Here is a 17,747-nt window from a genome sequence, read left to right as displayed (position 1 = left end):
CCAACTTGATTTCTCAAATTGGTTTCTTCGTTACTCTTAATTATTTTTGCTAGGAGGTACTACACTATAAACTTTCGTTAAAACATACCCTCCATCACTACTATTATCCTTCACTTCATTTAACGCATCTAAATCGTTAAAGTGCCACCATTCGGACGCTAAAGGTGTGAGTCCTGCTTTAGTATTGTAAGTTTGTAAATTGATTGCGGCTTCGTTCATATTGTCAGCTAATTGATTACCCCGCCAAGCCGTCGCAGAAACTGCCGTTACAGGTTTCTCGAATGTAGCCGATGCCAAGCTCAGTTCGTGAATTGGTGTAGGCATCGTATACTCGGTATAATCGGTGATTTCATTAACCGCGTAATTTCCAATGACGATGACCTCTTTTGAGTGAACTTTTGCCAAACTTACATCAATTGCATAACCAACTTGATGATTCGAAACGTTTGTTGCGATAAACCAATCGATCGACCATGGAGAGGAACTTATACCAGCAGCAACTTCGAAATCTGCCGCAGCTAATTTCGTTAATTCATTTACAATAGCTTGTTGTGCTGAAAAAGGACGATACCCCTCATAAATGAGCAAAGAATTACCATCTGCTAATGCGTATTGCTGTGCGAAATGGATTTTTTTCGACATTGAATATAAAACAGGAACGATGAATTCTTCTTTTCCAAGTCTCTTGTTAAACGTTTTTCCTTGGTAAAGCTGTTCCCCTGTTATATTTGGGATTGATTTTCCTGAAGACACATATTTAGCAGAATAAGTATTTGTATTATCATAAATAATGGACGGGATTACATCAGGTAAATTGATAAAGCAATATTTATGTAGTACCCATCCAGTTGACTTTTCATTTTGTATGAACCACCAGTCGCCATCTTCCTGCAAAATCTCGAAAGCAGTTCCTGCATCAAGTAGCTGCACTGTTTCAGACTCTAGACTTGCAGCTTCCTTTAACTCTAACTGTACAGATGTAAATCCTGTCGCACCTATTACTGGCAATTCCAAATCTCCTACGTAATGCTCAGGTGTTGGAGGTGGGATTTGTACAGTAGTCGGGATTTTATCTTCGGGACTTTCTGATACACTTTTTGAATCTTCCATATCCTCTACGTTAGTAGAGTTTGAACAGGCTGTTACTAGTGAAATCAATGCCAACAGAAGTGGAAATAATATAGCATTTTTTCGACGAAGTAATCTTGTCATATACCCTCCCGTTATGCGTAAATTATTATATAGATATAATATAATAATAATAGATGCAACGGATAAAAGATATAGAATCCCCATTTTAAAATTTTGGATTTCTTACCTTGTTTTCCTTTATACAATAGTAGTAATGGGACAGCTAAAAACATTCCTAATTGATTGAGCCATAACCAACCAAAATCGTATATCCTATGGGTAACATGGAAGAGGACACCTATCACAGCAAAGCTTATCAATTGCTTTACGATATCTCCCCTAAATAGTCCAAAAAACAGAATCCATAATACGCCAATATAATACCAATCAGCAGGAACAGCCAATATACAACACGCAATTACCGCTAGTACTTTTACGTAAACTGGATACTTGGTACCTTTTACCACTGCTAATGCGATTAACCCTAAAGCTAACGACCAAAAGACACTCGTGCCTTTCCACCATGGAATACCAAAGTAGAGGACGTATGGAAAATGAGAAATTGCAGAGAAGATTAGTAAACGTTTAATGTATTTATTGACATTAGATGTATAAAAGAATCCCTCAGCAATTAAATAACACATAATCGGTGCTACGATCCTTCCAGGTATACGTGATAGCGCACCTTCCAAACTACTTTGGTCAATAAAAACGGCAAATAGGTGGTCGAAAAACATGAGAATAATCGCAATGTATTTTAATTGGTTAGAAGTCATCTCTCTTTGTACTACATTTGCGTTTGTGAGCAGCATCGAATCCTCTAACTCCTCTTAAATATTTTTTTCATAACGAGTAAAACTTTCTATTAGTGTTCCCTGTTTTAAAGAGTCTAAAATGTTATTATGAAAAAATATTTAAATTTCGCTGGAGTACTTATTGGAAGCAACTTTTGAGTAATCCGATACTACTGAGGAAATGTTTTTATAGAGGGTAGTATAAATATGAAAGAGCTGACTACTCCCACCTCTAAAGAAGTGGGGTTTGTACCGTCATCGATAGTGATAGCTGATTCACCTACCAAAACCCGTTTTTTATAGCGGTAGGAATTCCCAAGTGGGATAGGTTTGTCCCTATTAAGTCTAAAATGGCTTAGACGAGGAACCTGTCACCTTATCCCGATTGAACTTTTCTTCATATAAATCACGAATCCACACTTTTACGGGGGCTTTCCACTGTTGATTAGGTGTGGGGATATTTTTTATTAAACTCTTTGGTGTCATCCCTAACCTCTTAGCCATTTGTATATCAGTATCATTCAGTCTGCATCTTTTTTTAGCCTCTACCCAATCCTGTGAATTACTTTTTGCCACAACTCTGAATCTCCTTTTTTAGGATATATTGTGAGGAAAATTTACAATCTCGAAATCTGTATAATTTCTTTATCTTCCCATTAATTTTTTTCATTTTATTGCTTTTCTAACATTCAGTTTCCGCAACATTTCTTATATTTTTTCCCACTACCACATGGACAAGGTTCATTTCTACCAACCTTTTGAAGAGTATGAAGGTGAATCACCTCTCCTTTTTTATTGGATAAAGAGCTTAACCCCTTCTTATCTTGTAAGGATAATTCTAAGGATGTGTACCCTTTTAAGTACCATTCCCGTGTATTATTCATTAGAATAATCAAAGCATCCACTAGTCTTTGCACAGCTTCTAAGCTTTCGAATGTCAGTTGAGTTTGTAAATATTGAAGAAGCTGACTAGGTAAATTGCCTAATTTCACTTGCAAAACACATTCCTCAATAAGCTCCGTTGCCTCTTGCTTAGACATCCCATACTCCTTAGTAAAAAGCGCTAATAGTTGGGAATACCCCTTTGGGTGCTCTACAAAATCCGTTTCACCTGCTTCAAGAAGCTGTTCTTTTGTGAATGGGTAGTAATCAATACCCTTTCTAGATGCCTGCTCCTCTAAGATGTTTAATGGCTCCAACACTTCCCAGAAGGAAAAACCGTACCTGTCAAAGTTAATTTCTTGGTTGTAATCCATCGCATCAAAAATAACTTGATTGAAATCAAGGTAATAAGGGTGAATGGGTGCATATTTTTCAACTAAATCAACTAATTTATCTTGCGGCACTACTCCATAATAATAGAGTAAACCACGGGTGATCTTGATCCATTCTGTGTTTCGCTTAATATCATAAAGCACCGTTTCGTCACGAACAATTTCCTCGAAAGTGTGCATTAGGTCTAAAGGAATTATAATGGCCTGATTACCATTCGAATAACTCATAAATGTAAAGCCTGTTTTTCGGAAATACTCTAACTCCTCGATTTCTAAATTTTTTACGGTAATCATACCTTTGTTGGCAATCATGCTTTTTATTAAAAATAAACGACGTTCATCGTACAATCTGATAATGTTTTTAAGATGGAATGGAATTGCCTCTGCCAAATATTGTATCAACTCTGCCTTTTTTAAAGAACTTACATTTTTTATTTTTAGTTTTCTCCTGATGTCTTGAAGTTCTGCGACTTTTAATGTGGATAATCCATCTGCTATTGAGGTAATTCCTACGAACTTACTCTTATTACTTTTATTATCTACTACCATTTTACCCCTCTTTTACATAGAGTTCACCTCTGACAATAACAGTCAAAGCAACTCTCAATTACTAGTCTCATTCTAATCTTATATTTAATTTCCATTGTATCATAGTATAATTCGTAGGTTTGAATAAGGTATCAATGTGCTGGTGAAACTTAACTCATTGTTTCATGAACATATTGGGAAGATAGATACATGGGAAGAAAATTTTACGTTTGTGAGAAGCAGCCGAATCTTTAACTCCTCTTAGTTTCATAACCAGCAAAACTTTTAATCAGCTTTGCCTGTTCTAGAAAGTCTAAAAAGTTATTATGAACATATATTTCAAATGTTTGGACTACATTGGAATGCCACTTTTGAATATTCCTATACACCTGAATAAATGCTTTTTTAGAGGGTAGTATAAATTTGAAAGAGGTGAATTTGTCTAACATGATGAATCAAGAAGAAATTGAAACATTAAGAGACTTAATTAAAGATATAGACATAGCTATGTTGACGACTGCTACTGATGAAGGGCTTGTATCTCGTCCTATGAAAACACAAGAAGTAGAGTTTGATGGTGACTTATGGTTTTTCACTAAAAAAGATACGGATAAGTATGATGAAATACAACATGATCAACATGTCAACGTAGCCTATGTAGGTAAATCTTATGTATCCGTACGAGGAAGAGCTGAAATTGTTGAAGATTTAGGAAAGAAAAAGGAACTGTGGAGTAAAGTGTACGATAATATCATGCAAACTTCTTATGATGATCCTAACGTTATTTTAATAAAGGTAAAAGTAGAAGCAGCCGAATATTGGGAATCAGGAAATCTCATTAAAAAGGTTGCTTATTTCTACAAACGCATGACAGGGCAAAGTTCTCAATCGACAGACATTAATGAAACGTTAGAACTAAATTAAAAAGATAATGGATTGTCCCGTTATAGACAATCCATTTTTTATGTTGAGTTATGATAATGCAAGAAGTTGCATTTCAATGATATTTTCCTTATTTCAGAAACGTGTCTGATTGCGTGATTTTCCATCGAACAAAGACAATTACTTCGTTTTATTTTTTCTCTTTTCAATTTCATTCTTTATTAGAGGTACACCTTTTTCTATAATCGCTTTTCTCACTTTAGGATTATTAAGTAGTTTTGCAATCTTCATCAATTTTGACATGGTTTGTACCTCCTATTAATCATCAGAGTCTAACATATCTGATTTACTTTTTATTATATCATAGCGGGTATACAAAAACGGGTCTGCTCTTTTTTAGAGCAGACCTCATTTATTTTAAATCCAACAACTGTGTAATTGGGAAATCTTTGTTGCAATGATATACAAGATTTTTTAAAACAACTGCCAATACCAAAAAATCCAAATTAAATGCATGTTCATGAGAACTAACCATGTAAAATGAATGCGTTGAATGATGCTACAATATTTTTTCGACCAAAGGTAAACAACATAGATAAGCATTGCCAAAGCTGACATCATTAAAAGGATTGGAATGACATTAACAATTAGGCTCCATGCAGGTTCTATGCCCATTGCAACTTTTGGTAGTTGATAGAGTGGGTCCGGTGCCCCAGTGACGATAATGCTGGCCAATAAAAACAACAGCAGTATTCCTGCAGTAATTGCCATTCTTTTCCCAAATACCTCTATTTTAGGTTGAGACGTTTTCCGTTTCCGTCGCACTAATGCTTTAATTCCCCAGAATAGAAGACTTCCAACAAAAGTTAAGATTACTAGAATTAATGATAAAAATGTAAATCCACTCGAAGCATACCATGGTGCCTTTGAATAGCTCATAGGTCCATCTGTTGTGAGCATTATATTCCCAAATTGATCTGTTTGAAATACGATCGTATTAAATTCACCATAAGCATCATAAGACATTTCTTCACGCATATTTTTGTATATAAAAGGTTCAACCTCAACAAATCGATTCGTGTTTCCGTTTATGGTAACTAATAAATCCCCTGAATCATCCTTCTGGACTAGGACTTTTCCCATCGTTAAACTTAGAAACTTATCTGGATCCGTAAAGCTCCTCCTATTTTGTTGATATTCCCCAACAAACTTGCTAGAGTCCCCACTTTTCATCGGCGTTACTGTAACACTTTTGTCTGAGGGGAAATAATGGTCCATGAATGCCTGGAAAAGTTCTTTATGTGTTAAAAAATTGCTTCCACTATAAGAAATAAATAGACCAACATTTTCATCTGGTAATAAATACAGTCCTGCATCAAATAGTGTCGTATTTCCATTATGATTGAGAATTTTTCTATCATTCATTGTCATTTCCATAAACCCTAAAGTCATTCCATCTAAAGTAGGATGAGCGGTAAATTGTTGTTGGAACATTTCCTGAACGGTTGCATCATCTAAAATCTTTATATCATTAAAACTACCACCTTCAAGATACATTTGCATAAATTTTGCCATATCCATTGCACTACTACTCATACTTCCGGCAGCTGATGGAACATACTCAAAACTTCCTTCTTTGTATTCTCCACCGATCCACCTATATGACTGTGCTAGATTTGTAGATAAATCTTTAGGTAATGGTTGTTGAAACGTACTGTAGTTCATCTCAAGGGGGTTAAAAATATTTTCTTTTATATATTCCGAATAAGGTATACCCGAAACTTTCTCCACAATGTACCCAGCCAAAGCCGTTCCATAATTAGAGTAAGCTATTACTTCTCCTGGTGGATATACTCTTTCTGGCAAATACTCTTTTACATATTGTTCAAGCGTAGGCATCTCTTCCGCTGAAAGTTTATAGATAGAACTTGAATAATCCTCAAATCCAGGTGTATGAGTCATTAAATGAAAAAGCGTAATTGGATTTGGCTGTTCCTTATTCGCTCCTACTACAAGAGTAGCTGGGATATCAAAATCTAAGTATTGATTAATATCCGTGTGAAGATCCAGTTTTCCTTGCTCCACAAGCTGCATGATGGCGGTCCAAGTGAAAAGTTTCGATACAGACCCAAGACGAAACATCGTTGTCTCTGGGTTTACCTCCGTTTGCTCATTGATATTTGCAAAACCATACCCCTTCGCAAAAACAACATCTCCATCAGCTACTAAGGAAACTGTTAGATTTGGAATATTGTCTTCATCCATTTTTTTCTGTATGAATCCATCCATAAACGTTTCAATGTCCGAAAAATCAGTAGCACTTCTCGCACTAATCGAATGAATAGAAGTAAACATGAACAGAAAAAACATACAAACAATTAGTAAGGGTTTGATAAGTTTCAACCCGATAAGCCTCCTTATTATTTTATAAAGTCTCGTTCTTATGGTTATAGGCAGACGTAATCACGTCATTGGCCATACTCTTCATCAACTCAATTCCCATTTCTTCATTAAACTCTTCCGGAAGCATTCCTCCAGCAACCATGATGGAAAGACCCGTTGTAAAAATGCGCATTTTCATGAAAATGGTCATCAACTCTTCAGTTGAAAATCCTTTTAGATCTTCATCACCTTTCATTTGTTCGATTAAACTGGCCCCCATATTTTCATCGTAATTATGGTTAATTTTGTTTTGACTGAAGACAAAGTCCTGAAACAGAACCGGATAATCTCTCGCAAAACGAAGGCTAGCAATCCCAATGTCAAGGAATGGTGTTCCTGAATTCACTTCCCCTAACATTTCAAAACTTAGTTCATTCACCTTTTGCATGACCGCCTCGATTAACTCATCAATCGTTTTGAAATTGACATAAATCGGCGCAATGGAGCTCCCCAAATGCTCTGCCACTTTTCGAATCGTAATGTTAGACAACCCCTCATTTTTTGCAATCTCAAATGCAGCGTCAATAATTTGTTCTTTCGTAAATTTTTTCTTTGGTGGCATGATTACGTTCCTTTCTTGTTATAAATCAGATGATATGAATCAGGTGTTATATAACGTATGTTATTCAATGAGGTGTAAAAAGATGACAATTTGATAAAAGTTATTGATTTAATGTAAACATCAATATTGAATTTGAATGGATAAAAAAATAAGCGGAGGTTTTCCGGTTAAAGGTGAAATGATGCTTGATTTGGGGGAGAATAAGCGGAAAATCTCCGCCTAAGTGAAATAAAACGTCGCTTTTTTACGGTTTTTAAGTTAATAACCGGAATTTCTCCGGCTATTTTGGCTATTTTCAATTTTAATTTCCAATTAAGCGGAATTTTTCCGTTTATTCAGAAATAAAAGCTAGCAATCCAGATCAATGGACTGCTAGCTTTGCCTTTTTTCAACCGCCTAGTATTATGGTCGATTAAATAAGCTATTTTGTTAATCAAGTTCCTTTTCATAACAATTAAATTTAAAGTCCTTATCACCTAACCGAACTTGTCCAACTTTCACATACTGAAGCTTGTTAAATAATCGGTTCATTCCTTCATTCAATTCAGATGTATCGGATTTAAGAAACTTGATTTCTCGTTCTCTTGCAAGTTGTTCAGCAAATTGCATAAGCTTCGTTGCAATTCCTTCTTTACGATTTGCTGCATTTACAGCTAACCGATGAATAACGAGAAAGTCATCTGCTTTCCAATTCAGCTCATTATATTCCTCTGGGTATTCTTTATTAATTGAAATAAATCCTTTCAGTTGTGCGTCTTCCTCAAAAACATATAATGAATTGGTATGGATGTCTTGAAGAAAATCATCTGCTAATGGATAGGTTTCATCCCATTGACGATTCTCAGATGTCGACATTTCCTCAACAATTTGCTCTACTATTACCATAATTTTACGTAAGTCTGATTCCATTGCTAATCTAAACATAAATACCTCCAAATTAGTTACTACAAATAATGATATCTAAGTATTGGTAATGTGTATATCTCTACATCTTACAAGCGTCGTAATCTATGCGGATTATTATGTAATGACGGATAGAAAAGAGGTCTGGCAAAACTAGCTAAGATAAATGAAAAAAATAAGGGGAGAATTTCCCTTTAAGGATAAAATGATGCATGACTTTGGGGGAAAATAAGGGTAAAATTTCCCTCTATTTGAAATAAAACGCCCCATTTTAGGGTATTTCAAGTTGATAAGGGTAATTTCTCCCTCTATTTCGGCTATTTTTTGATTGAATTTCCAAATAAGCGGAATTTTTACCTCTATTTATTATTTAGTAGGTTCGAATATAACCCGGTATCGATCTAAAAGAGCCGACAGCATTAAGCTATCGGCTTATCCATCTCCGCAACAATCTTATAAATCTTTCGCGGTCGACCTCGCTTTCCTACCGCTTCCTCATAAACCGATTCTAACAGTCCCATCTTTTCTAAATCATTTAAAATACGTCGTGTGTTTCGGTCTGTATTTTTTAATAGATTCGTGATTAGGTCGCTTCCGAATTGTTCGATTTGCTTTAGTATAACGTATCTATAGATTTTCAATGGCGTAGTAGTTGAATAGTTATGCCTTTGTAAAGTTTCCTGCCAAAACCTTGGCAAGGTATCGGAATTTTTCTCTCGACTCAAAATGTCCAGTAGATTTTTATTTTCATCTATGTAGAGCATGTTAGATCCTGCTCGCTGTTTACCTTCATCACAAGCTAGATTCGAATTCAATTTTGCCTCATAAACCGTATAACCGGAGCCTACCCCAATATTCATTTCTATATTTGTGGAAAGTTGGATACCACGAATAGTTTGAAGTATTGATTCGTCAGCAAGTGATAATTCGAAATCCCCATGTGTTGTGTAGATGTAAATGCGATCATTTTCTTTTCTTAAACTTCCATTTAACTTTTCAGTAAGCTCTAATAATTCTCGTTCTAGTTCTAAACTCTGTTTTTGCTTTTCATAAATCGAGTATTGCTCATTATTTTCCACTACATCAATACCGATAATAGTAACCCTGGAGTTTTCATTTAATTGTGATTGAGCTCTAGTCACCAATAAGTCTAATTCTTTTTGAATAGCAATTTCGGAAGAAACTAAACGATAACAAGGAATATTTCGTTTCGTCAGTTCTAAATAAACGGATAAATAACCGGTTATAGCTACTTCAGAATTTCCTAATCTATGTTGTTCTATATGAAAATCAATAATTTCTTCAGAGGATTTATTATATTCATATGGAGATAAGGCAATTAAACAATCATCAATGGAAAATTCAGATAGTAATTGTTGAACAATTTTTTTATCAATCGTATCTAAGCTAATTTTTGATACGAAATGACCTCTTTCCTTAACTATTCGTAGAAAAGTTCCAAGAAAACTAATTCCATGAAGTGGTGGAAAACTTCCATCTTGTTCATCAATTAATTGATGTCTTATCGCATAATCATAAGGATACTGTCCTGAGAAAATCCATTGATCTACTTTTGTTTTATTTTCTCTTAATATGTTTTTTAATTCTTCATAATCGTCATAAGAAAATCCAATCAATTCAATTCGATTGTCTTTTAACGCGACATCTTTTATTTTTTCTAATGAATCCGCTGCTCCTATTGCACCAATTTTCACTTTCATCTTCCCTTACTCTCCATTACATTTTTTAATTATATTTTTCTGTTTGTAAAGGGTGAACAAACAGTAAGATGATGGACTTCGTGAATAAAAATGACACCCGCATGTCATAGATAAGGCAGGTGTCATCTCCTAAATGGAGGATTAACCTCCTTTTATTATTTCAAAGTGATTTCATCAACATAAAACATTTCATTTAAATTAGGGTTAAATTCAATACGATCGTTAACTCCGTAAACTGAATCCATTTGATATAAGAAAATGTACGGACGATCTTCTGCAATCATTTCTTGTGCTTTCATATATTGTTGTGCGCGTTCTTCTAAGTTCATGTTTTTCTCAGCTTCTTGAAGTAAACTTTCTACTTCTGGATTGTTGTAATCCGTTTCTCCTGCTGCTTTTTCAAACTTTAATCGATCTAACGCTAACGAAGCATCAAACATAGAGTTTCCGTAAGCAATCATGAAAATATCACCAAACGATTTGCCTTGATATTTTTCGCTAAAGCTACTCCATTCTAAAAACTCTAGTTTAACTGTAATGCCGACTTCAGCAAGCATGGCAGTTATTAATTCTGCTGCTTCTTTATCTTTTAAATAACGTCCGCTTGGAGATGACATTGTGACTGTTAACCCATCTTCATATCCAGCTTCTTTAAGTAGCTCACGAGCACGTTCTTGGTCATATAAGGAAACACCATAAAGGCTTTCGTTTGCTCCAACGTTACCAGGAGTAACACGAGTTCTTGTTACAGTTCCCATACCTTGTAATAGCGTATCGACAATGATTTTTTTATCAATCGCTAAATCAATTGCTTCACGTACTTTTGGATCAGCAGTTGGGCCATCGCCACCTGTTCGAAGAGCTAATAGCAATACACGTTGTGTGGGAGATTTTACAATTGATACACCTTCAGTTGAATCAATTCTTTGGACATCTGTAGGTGGAATATTCACCGCAATATCAACACCACCTGTGATCACTTCAGATACACGCGTTGAATCTTCTGGAATAGAACGGAAGACAACTTCATCCCATTTTGGTGTTCCGCCAAAATAATCTTCATTTTTCTCAAGGACGACGCGGTCATCTTTTTTCCATTCTTTAAATTTGTATGGACCTGAACCTATAGGTTTTTGTAAAAATACATCCCAACCATTTTCTTCAATTTAGTTCTTTGGTAAAATTCCTGAACCAATACGGGAAATACGGTTTAAAAGTGCTGGTTCTGGATTTTCAGTGACAATATCAAATTCTAGTTCACTTTTAACGACTACTTCTTTAATTTGTTTATAACTACCATGTTCAAGTAATGTGTTGTCTTTTGCTGCACGTTCCAGAGAAAACTTTACGTCCTCCGCTGTTAATGGGGAACCATCATGGAATGTAACCCCTTCTTTTAATTTAAACGACCAAGTAGTATCATCGATATTTTCAAAACTCTCAACTAATACTCCTTCAAACCCATCTCCTGTATTTCTAACTAAGTAGTCAAACATATTGACGTGGATAGCTTCTGTACTCGTATTGTTGTGATTATGGATATCAAATGAAACCATATCATTCCCATTTGCAATGACTAATACCTTTTTCTCGCTTTGTTGGTCTGTTGTTTTCCCGTTGTCAGCTGTTGATGTTGATGTACCTTCACTATTGTTGCTACATGCTGATAGTACTAATAGAAAAGCCATAATCACAATTAAGTACGTCTTTTTCATATCTATTCCCCCTTTTACTCATTTAAAAATTTGTATGATAAAACACTAAATAACGTCATGCCATAACGAATCGCTTGTTCATCAATATCAAACTTTGGATGATGAATTGAATAATCTGTTTGATCACTAGATCTTGAACCTAGTCTGAAGAATAAAGATGGAACAAGTTTTGAGAAATAGGCAAAGTCCTCTCCTCCCATAGAAGGAGTTAACCAATGCATTGATTCTTCGCCGAACAGTTCAGTTACTAGCTCACCGAATTCATTTTTAGCTTGCTCGTTGGTGCTCATTGATGGAGTAACCCTTTGATAATCTAAACGCGCCTGCGCTCCAAATGACTCAGCAATTCCATTTGCGATTTTCTCCATTGACTCTGGAACTTGATTTCTAACATCCGGATCTAATGTTCGTACCGTTCCATTCACTGTTACTGTACTTGGTAATATATTTCCTTTTGTTCCCCCTACGATTTGACCGAAACTTAAAACTACTGGCTTTAGAGGATCTACTTGTCTACTAACGATTTGCTGCATTGCAACTAATACTTGTGCAGTAATCATCACTGCGTCAACTGCTTTATGAGGGTGCGCTGCATGTCCACCTTTTCCTTCGATGACTAGTTCAAAAATATCAACTGCTGCACAATCATATTTTGAATTTGCTAGAGAGAATTCACCTACATCTAAATTAGGGGCAACATGTAATCCAATAAGCTTATCTAATTTTGGATTTTCTAACACTCCATCATCAATCATTGCTTTTGCACCTTTACCGATTTCCTCAGCTGGTTGGAAAATCAGTTTTAGTGTTCCTTTTTCAAGACCTAGTTCACTAAAAACCTTTGCAACTCCTAATAGATTTGAAGTGTGAACATCGTGTCCACAAGTGTGTGCAACACCTTCATTGATACTTTTATACGGTTCAGATATTTCATCATTCATCGGAAGGGCATCCATATCTGCTCTAAGCCCTATCACCTTACCTGGATTTTTTCCCTTTAAAATACCAACAACACCGGTACCACCAACGCCTTCTTGAACCTCGTAGCCCCACTCTCTTAAGTAGTTTGCGACAATACTAGATGTTCGTTTTTCCTCAAATGATAGTTCTGGATGCTGTCTTAAATCTCTACGAATTTGAATGACAGTTTCTAAATTTCGTAAAATCGCTTTATTAATATCCGGGTATTTACTTTCTACGTTTTTGAATGCTTCGCTTTGTGTTAATTGCATGATTTTACTACTCCTTTACTTGCTAGTTTTTTTTCAAATCGCACAATAAGGTCTGCCACTTGTTCAATATGTTTATAAAAATCTTGTACACGAATGTTTTCATTTGGTGCATGGTTATTCGATGCGTAGTGTCCAACACCAAAGGAGACAGATGGGATACCAAAACGTTGGCATAAATCATACATCGGCCCTGTTCCAGGTGTATTCGGTACGATATTTGGAGACATTTCTTCGCTTTCAGTTACTGTTTCAATCACTGCCTCTACAATTGTTTCTGTAGGATGAGTTCTCGCTGCTTGAACACCGGACATTTCTTTGATTTTTATATCCTGGAACCCTTGATTGTCCAAATGTTCTCGTAAAAGTTTTAAAATTCGTTCTGAATCTTGTCCTGGAACTAATCTAAAATCTAATTTTGCAAAAGCATGGTTAGGTAGTACTGTTTTTGAACCTTCCCCTGTATATCCGGAGTTAATTCCACAAATGTTGCATGTTGGTTCAAACAAATGCTTCTTCTTTAAACTTAATCCTGTTAAATTATTCACAAATTGAGAGATTCCTAGATGCTCTTTATTCGCCTCTTCGTCAAATAAATATTGGGAAAGAAATTCAATTTCTTCATCTGTTGGTTCGATTACGTCATCATAAAATCCGGGAATTAAAACTTTATCGTTCTGATCCTTTAAGCTAGTCAGTGCAAAAAGAAGTCTCCATGCAGGACTTTCTATAATCGATGCGTTTGCGGAATGAAGGTCCGTATTTGCTCCTTCAGCAGAAAGTTCAACATAAAGCATCCCCTTTACGCCAAGGGAAACTTGTAGTCTACCATCCACATCACGATAGCCAAACTCCCAAACGTTGCCGTCAGATTGAATTTTATCTGTATGATTCTCAGCGAACTCTGAAAGGTGAATACTTCCAATCTCTTCTTCCCCTTCAAAAATAAATTTTACGTTGAGTGGAAGATACGGATTTTGTTGTTTCAACGCATGTACCGCTGCAAGTCTTGCGATTAAATTCCCTTTGTTATCAGCAATGCCCCGCGCATAAATTTTTCCATCCTTTTCAGTCGCTTCAAATGGTGGTGAATTCCATAATTCAATCGGATCTTCAGGTTGTACATCGTAATGATTATAAAAACTAATCGTATAAGGTGAATCAGACTTTATATGTGAATAAGCAACTGGATATCCACTTGTTTCAATAAATTCAACTTCCTCTTTTATATAAGTATCAAATAAATGTTGAAGAAATTTTTTGCTTTCTTCCATCCCTCTGTTCTGTGCTGCAACACTCGGGACTGCACAAAAATCGATGAGCCATTGTTTATAAAGGTCACGATTTTCATTGATGATTTCATTTATAGATTTTCCCATGTTTAAATCCCCCCATTTTCGGAAATTTGCCAAAAATATTTCCTTAATGGTAAACAATTGAAAAATACTAGTCAAGTAACTTTCTAACTATTTTGAATTGTTAGAAAATAAATTTCTAGTCTCGTACTTTTTTGAGTTTATAATCTAGCACTCTAACTTTCTTAATTGACTGATAATTTAAAATAGATTAATATGCATCTAAGTAATAAACGGGCTTATATTTTATTTAGATATGGGAGATGATAGAATGATTAATGAAACCGTTACAGAAAAGATTGTCGTTAGTGAACAAGTGAATAGTCTATTTAATGTACTCACTTCTAACGCTCAAGTGGAGAAAGCACTTTCCTTTCTGAAAGATGATAACGACAATACAACTGAAGAACAAATCGAACTGACAGCTATTGAGGCACCTACTTTTTTGGAAGAAACGAAAGGCAAACTTTACAAGAATAAACTTGAAGAGCTTGGCATTCAGGATATTACAGTAGATGAAGTAGGAAATGTTTTCGGAATTAGACCAGGTACAGGCGGCGGTCCAAAATTAGTAGTATGTGCCCATCTAGACACAGTGTTTCCTTTAGGGACAGATGTTGTTGCAAAGAGAAAAGATGGAAAAGTATATGCTCCTGGAATCTCTGATGACGGCAGAGGCTTGGCTGTTGTACTTTCGCTTACGAGAGCTTTAAATGAGGCCAATTTACAAACCGTTGGTGATTTAATAATAGGTGCAACAGTTGGTGAAGAAGGTCTAGGAGATTTACGTGGTGTTAAGACTTTATTTAAAAATAGAGACGATATCGACGGATTTATTTCCATCGAACCTGGTGAACCAAGCCGAATTACTTATTTAGGCACGGGCAGCAAACGTTATAAAGTCACTTATCAAGGACCAGGTGGCCATAGCTTTGGAGCTTTTGGAACACCGAACCCAATTCATGCAATGGGTAGAGCAATTGCGAAAATCGCAGATATCGAAACACCAGAAAATCCAAAAACTACTTTTAATGTAGGCGTGATTGAAGGTGGAACATCCATTAATACTATTTCAGAAAAAGCTGAGATGTTCATTGATCTACGTTCAAACTCTCAAGATGAGTTAAAATTATTAGAAGATAAAGTATTAACTATTATCAATCAAGCAAAAGATGAAGAAAATCTTCGTTGGAATCGATCCGATGATATCACTCTGACTATTGAACAAGTTGGAGATCGGCCTGCTGGTTCACAAAGCCCTGACGCAATTATTGTACAAGCTGCTGCAGCTGCCGCATCAACTCTCGGATTTGAACCCGATTCAAATCCAGCATCAAGTACGGATTCCAATATTCCAATTTCTCTAGGAATCCCAGCCATAACCCTTGGCGGAGGTGGAGATTTTGGAGGCATTCATACGTTAAATGAATACTTTGACCCTCAGGATGCTTATTATGGGGTGCAGAATTTACTTCTAACTGTTTTGGGGCTTGTTGGTTTAGAGGGTGTTTCGAGGCCATTGCTTACTAAGGAAATTTAATAGGATTTAATTTTGGGACGATGGTAAAGTACCTCGTCCCTTTTTTATTGTAGGTGCTTTGGCGGAGAGGTTTGATGACCTTTGTTATGAACTTCTGCGAATAAATTGTCTTGGTTATCAACCTTATTGTTTAGTTCGTTTAATAGTTGAAAGGTATGATTTTCTTGAGAATGACTTAATGATAAATTGAGCATGATTTGTTTAAATTCTTCGAAATCTTTTTTTGTTACTGGTTGAGCATCCTGTATGAGCTCAAAACCTAATTGTCCATTTGGTTCTAACGTTGCCCATTTCACATCACTTAATTTAGATACGTTATATTGCCTTAATTTCATTTCGAGTTGATCGACTGTTAATCGAAGTTTCTTCAAATTTTTTTCATTCAAATTTCCGTTTTCAATTACTACCTTAGCTTTACCTGTAATCAATTTTTCGAAAGTATCAGATTTTAATTGCATAAACTCCATTACTAACAGTGTTCCAACTAGGACTCCACCAACCAATATCGTTGTCCAAATATCTTCCCCAGCTATGGGTTGAATAAGTAATGAACCAATTCCAATCATGATCACTGTTTCTGCCAACGTCATTTGTGAAATCGTCTTCCTACCTGCAATTCTCAAAAGAACTGTTCCCGCAATAACAACTAAAACGGCCTTCCATATATGATCCCATTCCATAAATTTCATAACCACCGTTCATTCAAAGATTAATGATAGCTTTTCCAGTTTACCTATCACTATTCATATAGTTTTGATTAGAAAAAGCCAAAACCCTTTGTTTTAAAGGATTTTGGCTTTTTGCCACTCTTATAGTAGCTAAGCACTATACTATAAAAGCAAAGTATAGTATAAATAACAAACAAAGCACATACATAATCGGATGAACTTCTTTATAACGCTTTTGTGCTACTAAACAAAGTGGATAAAGAATAAAACCAAATGCAAGACCAATTGCTACACTAGAAGTTAGGGGCATCATGATGATGGTTAAAAAGGATGGAATGACAATTTCCAGCTTAGTCCAATCTATTTTTCTTATCTCCATTGCCATTAATGATCCTACAATAATTAATGCAGGGGCTGTAACCTCCAATGTAATAACTGAAAGAACTGGTGAAAAGAACAAAGCAATTGTAAAACAAGCAGCAATAATGACAGCTGTAAAGCCTGTTCTTCCTCCGACTGCAATTCCAGCAGATGATTCAACACTCGTCGCAGGTGTGGATGTTCCTAGTATTGCCCCAACTGCACTAGCGGTAGAATCGGCAAGCAATGCTCTTCCTATATTCGGAACCGTATTCCCTTTCATCATTCCCGCTTGACTGGTTAGTGCAATTAAAGCTCCAGCCGTATCAAAAAAGGCAACTATTAAAAAAGTAAAGATCACTGCCAATAATTCAGGGGTGAAAACTTGATCCAAATGAGAAAACACGACACCAAACGTTGGTTTCAAGCTCGGTATACTTCCAATAACTTTTGAAGGAACATTAATTAATCCAACAATCATTCCAATAATCGTGGTAATGATCATTCCATAAAAAATTCCTCCATTTATTCCACGTACTAACATAACTATCGTAATAACCAAGCCAATAATCGCTAGTAGAGTCGTAGGTGATGATAAGTTTCCAATCGACACAAATGTATCGGGATTGGAAATAATAACTCC

At 35.7% G+C, this 17,747-nt stretch carries 15 protein-coding genes and 1 pseudogene; 2 read left to right on the top strand and 14 right to left on the bottom strand.

Annotated features, from left to right (window positions below; translation table 11 throughout):
• Positions 1 to 36 precede the first annotated feature (36 nt).
• The 4 genes from CRO45_RS12230 to CRO45_RS12215 form a co-directional block, all read right to left on the bottom strand.
• Positions 37 to 1,212: a M15 family metallopeptidase gene (locus CRO45_RS12230; RefSeq protein ID WP_097149936.1), complete on the bottom strand. Its 1,176-nt coding sequence runs from the start codon at positions 1,210 to 1,212 to the stop codon at positions 37 to 39.
• Between the two features lie 11 nt (positions 1,213 to 1,223).
• Positions 1,224 to 1,943 (bottom strand): TraX family protein, encoded by a 720-nt coding sequence (locus CRO45_RS12225; protein ID WP_097149935.1) that lies wholly within the window; start codon positions 1,941 to 1,943, stop codon positions 1,224 to 1,226.
• 327 nt (positions 1,944 to 2,270) lie between these two features.
• Positions 2,271 to 2,501 (bottom strand): hypothetical protein, encoded by a 231-nt coding sequence (locus CRO45_RS12220; RefSeq protein ID WP_097149934.1) that lies wholly within the window; start codon positions 2,499 to 2,501, stop codon positions 2,271 to 2,273.
• A 113-nt stretch (positions 2,502 to 2,614) separates the two neighbouring features.
• Entirely contained in the window at positions 2,615 to 3,748 is a 1,134-nt protein-coding gene (locus CRO45_RS12215; protein WP_097149933.1) for an SEC-C metal-binding domain-containing protein, read from the bottom strand.
• Between the two features lie 417 nt (positions 3,749 to 4,165).
• Here CRO45_RS12215 and CRO45_RS12210 point away from each other — a divergent pair, with 417 nt between their 5' ends.
• Positions 4,166 to 4,651, top strand: coding sequence for a pyridoxamine 5'-phosphate oxidase family protein (locus tag CRO45_RS12210; RefSeq protein ID WP_097149932.1), 486 nt, complete (start codon positions 4,166 to 4,168; stop codon positions 4,649 to 4,651).
• A gap of 138 nt (positions 4,652 to 4,789) precedes the next feature.
• Here CRO45_RS12210 and CRO45_RS20350 read toward each other — a convergent pair whose 3' ends face one another.
• From CRO45_RS20350 to CRO45_RS12175, 8 genes and pseudogenes are all read right to left on the bottom strand, one after another.
• Positions 4,790 to 4,912: a hypothetical protein gene (locus CRO45_RS20350; protein WP_268878133.1), complete on the bottom strand. Its 123-nt coding sequence runs from the start codon at positions 4,910 to 4,912 to the stop codon at positions 4,790 to 4,792.
• A 171-nt stretch (positions 4,913 to 5,083) separates the two neighbouring features.
• A complete protein-coding gene (locus CRO45_RS12205) occupies positions 5,084 to 7,012 on the bottom strand; it encodes a serine hydrolase domain-containing protein (RefSeq protein ID WP_097149931.1) in 1,929 nt (642 codons plus the stop codon).
• A gap of 22 nt (positions 7,013 to 7,034) precedes the next feature.
• Positions 7,035 to 7,613 carry a TetR/AcrR family transcriptional regulator gene (locus CRO45_RS12200; protein ID WP_097149930.1) on the bottom strand — a complete coding sequence of 193 codons (579 nt, stop codon included), beginning with the start codon at positions 7,611 to 7,613 and terminating at the stop codon, positions 7,035 to 7,037.
• Between the two features lie 429 nt (positions 7,614 to 8,042).
• Positions 8,043 to 8,537: a GNAT family N-acetyltransferase gene (locus CRO45_RS12195; RefSeq protein ID WP_097149929.1), complete on the bottom strand. Its 495-nt coding sequence runs from the start codon at positions 8,535 to 8,537 to the stop codon at positions 8,043 to 8,045.
• A 398-nt stretch (positions 8,538 to 8,935) separates the two neighbouring features.
• Positions 8,936 to 10,237 carry a hypothetical protein gene (locus CRO45_RS12190; RefSeq protein WP_097149928.1) on the bottom strand — a complete coding sequence of 434 codons (1,302 nt, stop codon included), beginning with the start codon at positions 10,235 to 10,237 and terminating at the stop codon, positions 8,936 to 8,938.
• 155 nt (positions 10,238 to 10,392) lie between these two features.
• Positions 10,393 to 11,733 (bottom strand): annotated as a pseudogene (locus CRO45_RS12185) (ABC transporter substrate-binding protein).
• Positions 11,734 to 11,966: 233 nt separating this feature from the next.
• Positions 11,967 to 13,184, bottom strand: coding sequence for a M20 metallopeptidase family protein (locus tag CRO45_RS12180; RefSeq protein WP_235864585.1), 1,218 nt, complete (start codon positions 13,182 to 13,184; stop codon positions 11,967 to 11,969).
• Entirely contained in the window at positions 13,175 to 14,560 is a 1,386-nt protein-coding gene (locus CRO45_RS12175; protein ID WP_097149926.1) for a M20/M25/M40 family metallo-hydrolase, read from the bottom strand. The genes CRO45_RS12180 and CRO45_RS12175 overlap by 10 nt, the downstream gene beginning before the upstream one ends.
• A 247-nt stretch (positions 14,561 to 14,807) precedes the next feature.
• Here CRO45_RS12175 and CRO45_RS12170 point away from each other — a divergent pair, with 247 nt between their 5' ends.
• Positions 14,808 to 16,076, top strand: a complete 1,269-nt coding sequence (locus tag CRO45_RS12170; RefSeq protein ID WP_097149925.1) for a M20/M25/M40 family metallo-hydrolase — start codon at positions 14,808 to 14,810, stop codon at positions 16,074 to 16,076.
• Between the two features lie 44 nt (positions 16,077 to 16,120).
• Here the strand turns inward: CRO45_RS12170 and CRO45_RS12165 are convergent, their stop codons facing one another.
• Positions 16,121 to 16,756, bottom strand: coding sequence for a DUF421 domain-containing protein (locus tag CRO45_RS12165; RefSeq protein ID WP_097149924.1), 636 nt, complete (start codon positions 16,754 to 16,756; stop codon positions 16,121 to 16,123).
• Between the two features lie 145 nt (positions 16,757 to 16,901).
• A partial coding sequence (locus CRO45_RS12160) for an NCS2 family permease (protein ID WP_101956407.1) occupies positions 16,902 to 17,747 on the bottom strand: 846 nt, incomplete at its 5' end.

Origin of the sequence: Ureibacillus acetophenoni (genome assembly GCF_900220965.1) — a bacterium.
In the GTDB taxonomy this organism is placed as follows: domain Bacteria; phylum Bacillota; class Bacilli; order Bacillales_A; family Planococcaceae; genus Ureibacillus; species Ureibacillus acetophenoni.
The sequence above is the reverse complement of the archived record's forward strand: the minus strand, read 5'-3'. Positions and strand labels throughout refer to the sequence as shown.

What these genes read in the sequence shown, in the direction of transcription:
- CRO45_RS12190 (WP_097149928.1), bottom strand. Translation starts at nt 10,237, where the DNA reads ATGAAAGTGAAAATTGGTGCAATAGGAGCAGCGGATTCATTAGAAAAA.
- CRO45_RS12180 (WP_235864585.1), bottom strand. Translation starts at nt 13,184, where the DNA reads ATGCAATTAACACAAAGCGAAGCATTCAAAAACGTAGAAAGTAAATAC.
- CRO45_RS20350 (WP_268878133.1), bottom strand. Translation starts at nt 4,912, where the DNA reads ATGTCAAAATTGATGAAGATTGCAAAACTACTTAATAATCCTAAAGTG.
- CRO45_RS12230 (WP_097149936.1), bottom strand. Translation starts at nt 1,212, where the DNA reads ATGACAAGATTACTTCGTCGAAAAAATGCTATATTATTTCCACTTCTG.
- CRO45_RS12215 (WP_097149933.1), bottom strand. Translation starts at nt 3,748, where the DNA reads ATGGTAGTAGATAATAAAAGTAATAAGAGTAAGTTCGTAGGAATTACC.
- CRO45_RS12195 (WP_097149929.1), bottom strand. Translation starts at nt 8,537, where the DNA reads ATGTTTAGATTAGCAATGGAATCAGACTTACGTAAAATTATGGTAATA.
- CRO45_RS12200 (WP_097149930.1), bottom strand. Translation starts at nt 7,613, where the DNA reads ATGCCACCAAAGAAAAAATTTACGAAAGAACAAATTATTGACGCTGCA.
- CRO45_RS12225 (WP_097149935.1), bottom strand. Translation starts at nt 1,943, where the DNA reads ATGCTGCTCACAAACGCAAATGTAGTACAAAGAGAGATGACTTCTAAC.
- CRO45_RS12175 (WP_097149926.1), bottom strand. Translation starts at nt 14,560, where the DNA reads ATGGGAAAATCTATAAATGAAATCATCAATGAAAATCGTGACCTTTAT.
- CRO45_RS12165 (WP_097149924.1), bottom strand. Translation starts at nt 16,756, where the DNA reads ATGGAATGGGATCATATATGGAAGGCCGTTTTAGTTGTTATTGCGGGA.
- CRO45_RS12170 (WP_097149925.1), top strand. Translation starts at nt 14,808, where the DNA reads ATGATTAATGAAACCGTTACAGAAAAGATTGTCGTTAGTGAACAAGTG.